This is a genomic window from Aminobacter sp. P4_H6_2, from assembly GCF_056400805.1.
Window position 1 is genome coordinate 1 of the sequence record NZ_JBFUKO010000247.1, and the last position, 7,610, is coordinate 7,610.

Consider the following 7,610-nt stretch of genomic DNA (forward strand, 5'->3'; position numbering starts at 1 on the left):
GGCGACCAGATGCTGGGTTTCGCTAGGGCCTTGCGTTGAGCAATAGACCGTTACCTCGTCGTCTTCACCGGGCACCGCCAGCGAAATCTGGCCTTCGAGATAGAAATGGTCCTGGCCGCCGAGCTTCATGCGCCCCTTCACTCGACGGGGTGCCGCAGCGATGGCAGCTGCAGCGTCGCCACGCGTCAACGTCAGCGGGCTCGCAACCTGCTTGTCCTTCTCAGTATCGAGATCCCAGATACTGATGATCGCGGGCAGTTCTTCATATTCGATCTTGGCGAGCCGCGCCGCGCGGCGAGCCTGCTCGCGCGTTTCGGCAATGACAGCGAAGATCGGCTGGCCATGGAACTGCACCTTGCCCTGGGCAAAGACCGGGTCGTCATGCATGCCGCTTGGCGAGACATCGTTCTCACCGGGTACATCGGCATAGGTCAGAACGTCGACCACGCCGGGCGCGGACCGCACGGCCGAAAGTTCGACGTTCTTCAGCGTGCCATGCGCGACATTCGACAGGCCAAGGCCGATGTGCAGCGTGCCCGCCGGCTCGGGCATGTCGTCGATGTAGACGGCGGTACCGGCGACATGCTTGTGCGCGGAATCGTGGCGCTGGTCGGTGGCGACACCGCCAGTGATTTTCGCGGCCTTGAGGTTTGGAGTGTGCTCGGTCATCTCACGCAGCCTCGTATCTCGATACTTGCAGCGGCGCCTTGGTGCCGGTCGTTTCYATGTAGAAGCGCAGCAGCAGGTTCCTTGCCGCCAGCGCACGATATTCGGCGGTGGCACGCATGTCGGTCAGCGGCGTGAAGGCTTCGGCATATTTCGCCATCGCGGCCTCGACCGTCACTTCGGTCCACGGCCTGCCGACAAGCGCCGCCTCGACCGCCGAAGCGCGCTTTGGTGTCGCGGCCATGCCACCATAAGCGATGCGCAGCTCAGCCACAGTTCCGTCCTTGGCAAGCTTCAGCCAGAACGCGCCGAGCGTGGCGGTGATATCCTCGTCACGGCGCTTGGTCACCTTGTAGACGGCGAACTTTTCGCCCTTTTCCGGCACCGGCACATGCACGGCCTCGACGAACTCGCCGGCCGCACGGTCCTGCTTGCCATAGGCGATGAAGAAATCCTGCAGCGAAATGGTCCGCCGCGTCTTGCCCTTGCGCAGCGTCAGCGTCGCGCCAAGCGCGATCAGCGGCGGCGGCGTGTCGCCGATCGGCGAGCCGTTGGCGATATTGCCGCCGATGGTGCCCATGTTACGCACCTGCTCGCCGCCGAGGCGGTCGAACAGCGGCCCAAGTGCCGGGATGCGCTTCGACAGCATGGCGAAGGCTTCGGTGTAGGTGACGCCGGCGCCGATCGTAATGACGCCCTTGTCCTCCGACATGCCATGCAGGCCATCGATATTGGCGATGAACACGGCCGGCGCGATCTCGCGCATATGCTTGGTGACCCACAGGCCGACGTCGGTCGAGCCAGCGACGATGGTCGCACCCGGCTCCTTGTCCAGTACGGCGGCGAGGTCGTCGACATCGGCCGGCACGACAAGACGCGACTTGCCTTCGCCGATCTCGACGCGGGTGCCGTCCTTGAGGGCCTCAAGGCGTGTGGTGATCGCCTTGCGTTCGGCCAAAAGCGGGTCCTTGGCGACCTTGCCGTAGTCGGAAATGGCACGTGCGGCGCGCATGATCGCTTCGTAGCCGGTGCAGCGGCACAAATTGCCCTGCAGCGCCTTTTCGATTTCGGCGTCCGACGGCTCCGGTGATTTCATCCACAGGCCGTAAAGCGACATGACGAAGCCCGGCGTGCAGAAGCCGCATTGCGAGCCGTGGAAGTCGACCATTGCCTGCTGCACCGGATGCAGATTGCCGTTTTCGCCGCGCAGGTGCTCGACCGTCACGACATGGCAGCCGTCGAGCGAGCCCATGAAGCGGATGCAGGCATTGACGCTCTCGTAGACGAGCTTGCCGCCGGAGAGCCGGCCGACCAGCACCGTGCAGGCGCCGCAGTCGCCTTCAGCGCAGCCTTCCTTGGTGCCGCGCAGCGTGCGTTTCAGTCGGAGATAGTCGAGCAGTGTCTCGGAGGGCGCAATATTGCCCAGCGCCACATCCTCGCCATTGAGGATGAAGCGGATCTCGTTGCGTGTCTTGACCGTCGCCATGGCTCAGCTCCCCCTATAGGTGGAATAGCCGAAGGGCGAGATCAACAGCGGCACGTGATAATGGGTGCGCTCGGCCATGCCAAAGCGGATCGGCACGATGTCGAGGAAGGCCGGCTTGGGCAGATCGGTGCCAAGCCCGCGCAGATAATCGCCGGCCGCGAAGACCAGTTCATATTCACCGGTCAGGAATTCATCGCCGATCAGTAGCGGCGCGTCGCAACGTCCGTCGGCATTGGTGGCGACTTTCTTGAGCAGGGTCCGCGCATCGCCTTCGATTCGAAACAGCGAAATCGACAGCCCCTCGGCAGGCTTTCCGGTGGCAGTATCAAGGACATGAGTGGTAAGGCGTCCGCCTTCGGCCTTTGTCATTCGCTCTCCCTATTGGCGATACGCGCCATCACAGTAGATTTTGCGCCATTTAAGGCCATTGCATAAGGTGTGGTCGAGCAGAGCACTACAAAAAGACTTTCAAATTTTTTCGAGGGAATGTCTGCCGCTCCTTTCGCTATTCTGCTCAAGTGCCCGGCAAGAGACCGAATTTCGAGGGACCATGCGTTACGTAAGAGATATGCGCGGCTACGGCGCCAATCCACCCCACCCGCAGTGGCCAGGCAATGCGAATGTCTGCGTGCAGTTCGTGGTCAACTACGAAGAGGGCGGCGAAAACAACATTCTCCACGGCGACGCCGCCTCCGAGGCGTTCTTGTCCGAAGTCATGGGCGCTGCTCCCTGGCCAGGCAAGCGCCACTGGAACATGGAATCGATCTACGAATATGGCGCCCGCGCCGGCTTCTGGCGGCTGCATCGCATGTTCACCGAGGCCAAGGTCCCTGTTACCGTTTATGGCGTGGCAACCGCCCTTGCACGTTCCCCCGATCATGTCGCGGCGATGCAGGACGCCGATTGGGAAATCGCTTCGCACGGCCTGCGCTGGATCGACTACCGCGACCACGACGAAGCCGTCGAGCGCGCCGATCTCCTCGAAGCGATTCGCCTGCACACTGAAGTCGTCGGCGAACGGCCCAAGGGCCTCTATCTCGGCCGCACTTCGGTCTATTCGGTTCGCCTCGCCGCTGCCGAAGGCGGCTTCGAGTGGATTTCCGATACCTATGACGACGAGCTGCCCTACTGGCTCGACCATGACGGCCACGGCAACGCGATCGCACCGCAGCTTGTCATCCCCTACACGCTCGACGCCAACGACATGCGTTTTGCCACAGCCCAAGGGTTCAATTCGGGCGACCAGTTCTACGCCTATCTCAAGGACAGCTTCGACACGCTCTATCGCGAGGGTGCCGCCGGCCGGCCGCGCATGATGAGCATCGGCCTGCACTGCCGCCTCGTCGGCCGTCCGGGCCGCGCCGAAGCACTGCGCCGTTTCATCCAATATGTGCAGGACCACGACAGGGTCTGGCTGGCCCGCCGCCAGGACATCGCCGCGCACTGGCAGGAGCATCATCCCTACCAGCCGCAGGCGCTGCGCCCCTCGCGCATGGCGCGCGACGAATTCGTCCAGCGCTTCGGCTCAATCTTCGAGCATTCGCCTTGGATCGCCGAACGCGCTTTCGAACTGGAGCTCGGACCGGCCCATGACAGTGCTGGCGGCCTGCACAACGCGCTGTGCCGCCCTTTCCGCTCGGCAAGCGAAGCTGAGCGCCTCAGCGTTTTGACCGCCCACCCCGACCTTGCCGGCAAACTGGCCCAGGCCAAGCGCCTGACGGAAGAATCGACCAAAGAGCAGGCGTCCGCCGGCCTCGACGCGCTGACCGACGCCGAGCGCGCCCGTTTCACCGAACTCAACACCGCCTATGTCGAGAAGTTCGGCTTCCCCTTCATCATCGCGGTGCGCGATAACGACAAGGCAAGCATATTGAAGGCGTTCGAGACCCGCATCGCCAACAACCGCGACCAGGAATTCCCCACTGCCTGCAAGCAGGTGGAACGCATCGCCTGGTATCGACTTCACGACCTCCTTCCAAGCTAAGAGAACATGGCAAACCGCTCCTACTACGCTCCGAAAGGCGGCTTGCCGCCTCAGACCGACCTGATCACCGACCGCGCCGTCTTCACCGAAGCCTATGCGGTGATCCCCAAGCGCGAGTTCTCGGACATCGTCACCAGCTTCCTGCCGCATTGGGACGGCACGCGGCTGTGGGTCATCGCACGTCCCCTGTCGGGATTTGCCGAGACCTTCTCGCAATACATCATGGAAGTTCAGCCCGGCGGCGGCAGCGAGCGGCCGGAACCGGATGTTGGTGCTGAGGGTGTGTTCTTCGTCGTCGAAGGCGAAGTGACCGTAACGATATCAGGCAAGAGCCATGTGCTGACGCCGGGCGGCTACGCCTACCTGCCGCCGGCGAGCGGCTGGACGATGCGCAATGCCGGCACCGAGACCGCGCGCTTCCACTGGATCCGCAAGGCTTATGAATATGTCGACGGCCTCGATGCGCCCGATCCGTTGTTCCTGAATGACAATGAAATCGAGCCGAACGCCATGCCGGACACGGACGGCAGGTGGGCGACCACCCGCTTTGTCGACCCCAACGACCTGCGCCACGACATGCATGTCACGGTGGTGACCTTCGAACCGGGCGGCATCATCCCCTTCCCGGAAACCCACGTCATGGAGCATGGTCTCTATGTCTTGGAAGGCAAGGCAGTGTACCGGCTGAACAACGACTGGGTCGAGGTCGAAGCCGGTGACTTCATGTGGCTACGCGCCTTCTGCCCGCAGGCCTGCTATGCCGGTGGCCCCGGCAAGTTCCGCTACCTGCTCTACAAGGACGTCAACCGCCACATGCAACTCGGCGCCTTCAACGCCACGCGCCGCCGCTGAGGGTCCGCCATGTCGGGTGAAATGAAGCGGATCGTGGCCAAGCCGCTGACGCGGGAGAACTTCGCCGAATTCGGCGAGGTGATCGACACCAACTGCGACAGCCACTACCCGATCAATTCAGGCAAATGCGAGCGCTATCACGCGCTCGCTCGCGCCGAGGCGTCAGGGCCGGATGGCCATGTCATCATCAACATCTTCAAGGGCACGCCCTATCCATTCCCGCTGAAGCTSWCCATGGTCGAGCGYCAYCCGTTCGGCAGCCAGGCCTTCATYCCGCTTACGCCACGGCCCTATCTGGTTGTCGTTTGTCACGACATCGGCGACGGCCCGGGCGAGCCGCATGCCTTCATCACCTCGCCCGGACAGGGCGTGAATTACCCGCGCAATCTGTGGCACGGGGTGCTGACGCCGATCGGCGAGAACCAGGATTTCGTCGTTGTCGACCGCGGCGGCGCAGGCTCCAATCTCGAGGAGTTCCACTTCTCGCATCCTTACGAAATCGTCCTGCCCGAAGGGTTTTGACATCATGGCCGAGCTTTCCCTGATCGAGCGCCTGTTCGACGTCATCGAAGACGACATCGTACCCAAGACGGCGCAAGGCGTGGCCAAGGGCAACAAGCTGTTTGGCGCTGCACTGCTCAACAAGAGCGACCGCTCGCTGGTGCTGGCCGAGACCAACAACGAGATSGAAAACCCGCTCTGGCATGGCGARRTGCACTGCCTGAAGCGCTTCTACGAAATGCCTAGGGACAACCGGCCCGAGACCAAGGACTGCATCTTCTTGTCGACGCATGAGCCTTGCTCGCTGTGCCTGTCGGCCATCACCTGGGCCGGCTTCGACAATTTCTACTATCTCTTCAGCCACGAGGATTCGCGCGACAGCTTTGCCATCCCGCATGATTTGAAGATCCTCAAAGAGGTCTTCACGCTGGAGCCGGGCGGCTACAACGCTGAAAATGCCTATTGGAAGAGCTATTCGCTGCGCAAGCTCGTACGCGAACTTCCCGAGCCCGACCGCAAGCGGCTGGAGGATCGCATCGCAAAAATCTCGGCGCGCTATGACGAGATGTCAGGCGCCTATCAGGCCGGCAAAATCGACAACGACATTCCGCTGAATTGACGCGAACTGGCCAGTGAATTCCGTTCGCTGGCCCACGTGTTGCTCTTGCTTCGGCCAGCCTGCGCCCTACTGATGGCGCAGGAGCCAAGCATGAAAACCATCACCGAATTCCCGCGCGACATCGTCGAGTTTCCCGACATGGGCATCGTTATGCCCGATGGCTGCCGCCTGTCGGCGCGGGTGTGGATGCCCGCTGATGCCGACCAGGACCCGGTGCCGGTCATCATCGAGCATCTGCCCTACCGCAAGCGCGACGGCACCACGGCGCGCGACAACCTCACCCACCCTTATTTCGCCGGCCACGGCTATGCCTGCATTCGTGTCGACATGCGCGGCAATGGTGATTCCGAAGGGCTGATGGAGGACGAATATTCCGAGCAGGAGTGGCAGGACGCCTGCAACGTGATCGCCTGGGCAGCGGCCCAGCCCTGGTGCAACGGCAACGCCGGCATGATGGGTATTTCCTGGGGCGGCTTCAACGGCCTGCAGGTGGCGGCCAAGCAGCCGCCGGCACTGAAGGCGGTCATCACCTTGTGCTCGACCGACGACCGCTACGCCGACGACATCCACTACAAGGGCGGCCTTCTGCTCAACGAGAACATGGGCTGGGGCGCGACCATGCTGTCTTATTCGTCGCGGCCGCCAGACCCGGCCCTGGTTGGCGACAAATGGCGCGACATGTGGCTCGACCGACTCGAAAATGAGCCGTTCCTGCCTGCGCTCTGGCTCAAGCACCAGACCCGCGACGCCTATTGGAAACGCGGCTCGGTCTGCGAAGATTTTCCGGCGATCAAGGCTGCCGTGCTGGCAGTCGGCGGCTGGGGCGACGCCTACAAGAATACGGTGTCGCGGCTGGTCGAGGGCGTACAGGCGCCGGTCAAGGGCATCGTTGGGCCGTGGGTCCACAAATACCCGCATTTCGCCGTACCCAAGCCAGCCATCGGCTTCCTGCAGGAAGCSCTGCGCTGGTGGGAYCGCTGGYTGAAAGGCATCGAAAACGGCGTCGAAAGCGACCCGGCAATGCGGCTCTACGTCATGGATTCCGAACCCCCGCGCGACTGGTATCTCGAACGCCAGGGTCGCTGGATCGCCGAGCAGCAATGGCCTTCCGCCAACATTGCCAGCAAGCGCCTCACGTTCGGCACGAACGGCCGATTGGCCGAAGCCGCTGGTCTCGGAAAACCCGTCGAGATCAACTCACCGCAGGATTGCGGCATGGCGGGGGGCGAATATTGCGCCATCTGGCTCGGGCCTGAATTGCCAGGCGACCAGCGCGTCGACGACGCCAAATCGGCCTGCTTCGACAGCACCCCGCTCGACGCCCCGCTTGATATCGTCGGCGGCCCGGTCATCAGACTCAAGCTTTCGGCAAACCGCCGGCATGGCATGGTGGCGGTGCGCCTGTGCGACGTTCAGCCGGGCGGTGCGTCGACCCGCATCACCTATGGTGTGCTCAACCTCTGCCATCGCAACGGTCATGAATTCCCCGAGGACCTTGTCCC

Annotated in this window: 8 protein-coding genes; 5 read left to right on the plus strand and 3 right to left on the minus strand. The window is 62.8% G+C overall.

Annotation, left to right across the window (positions count from 1 at the left end):
* The 3 genes from AC1DUU_RS17630 to uraH all read right to left on the minus strand — a co-directional run.
* Window positions 1-669, minus strand: a 669-nt coding sequence (locus AC1DUU_RS17630) for a molybdopterin cofactor-binding domain-containing protein (protein ID WP_476784702.1), incomplete at its 3' end; no start/stop codon positions are given.
* 1 nt (window position 670) lies between these two features.
* On the minus strand, window positions 671-2,152 hold the full coding sequence (gene xdhA, locus AC1DUU_RS17635) for a xanthine dehydrogenase small subunit (protein WP_476784703.1): 1,482 nt from the start codon (window positions 2,150-2,152) through the stop codon (window positions 671-673).
* Window positions 2,153-2,155: 3 nt separating this feature from the next.
* The gene (uraH, locus tag AC1DUU_RS17640; protein ID WP_476784704.1) at window positions 2,156-2,521 is read right to left on the minus strand and encodes a hydroxyisourate hydrolase; all 366 of its coding nucleotides are present in this window, start codon (window positions 2,519-2,521) and stop codon (window positions 2,156-2,158) included.
* Between the two features lie 181 nt (window positions 2,522-2,702).
* Between uraH and puuE the strand changes: the two genes are divergently transcribed.
* The 5 genes from puuE to AC1DUU_RS17665 all read left to right on the plus strand — a co-directional run.
* Complete coding sequence (gene puuE, locus AC1DUU_RS17645; protein WP_476784705.1) at window positions 2,703-4,136, plus strand: allantoinase PuuE; 1,434 nt, start codon at window positions 2,703-2,705, stop codon at window positions 4,134-4,136.
* A gap of 6 nt (window positions 4,137-4,142) precedes the next feature.
* Window positions 4,143-4,988 carry a bifunctional allantoicase/(S)-ureidoglycine aminohydrolase gene (locus AC1DUU_RS17650; protein WP_476784706.1) on the plus strand — a complete coding sequence of 282 codons (846 nt, stop codon included), beginning with the start codon at window positions 4,143-4,145 and terminating at the stop codon, window positions 4,986-4,988.
* Between the two features lie 21 nt (window positions 4,989-5,009).
* Complete coding sequence (locus AC1DUU_RS17655; RefSeq protein WP_476784709.1) at window positions 5,010-5,510, plus strand: ureidoglycolate lyase; 501 nt, start codon at window positions 5,010-5,012, stop codon at window positions 5,508-5,510.
* A 4-nt stretch (window positions 5,511-5,514) separates the two neighbouring features.
* Window positions 5,515-6,108, plus strand: coding sequence for a nucleoside deaminase (locus AC1DUU_RS17660; RefSeq protein ID WP_476784707.1), 594 nt, complete (start codon window positions 5,515-5,517; stop codon window positions 6,106-6,108).
* A 90-nt stretch (window positions 6,109-6,198) separates the two neighbouring features.
* Window positions 6,199-7,610, plus strand: a 1,412-nt coding sequence (locus tag AC1DUU_RS17665; protein WP_476784708.1) for a CocE/NonD family hydrolase, incomplete at its 3' end; no start/stop codon positions are given.

Coding starts and splice junctions, on each gene's coding strand:
- uraH (WP_476784704.1), bottom strand. CDS start 2,521: ATGACAAAGGCCGAAGGCGGACGCCTTACCACTCATGTCCTTGATACT.
- puuE (WP_476784705.1), top strand. CDS start 2,703: ATGCGTTACGTAAGAGATATGCGCGGCTACGGCGCCAATCCACCCCAC.
- AC1DUU_RS17650 (WP_476784706.1), top strand. CDS start 4,143: ATGGCAAACCGCTCCTACTACGCTCCGAAAGGCGGCTTGCCGCCTCAG.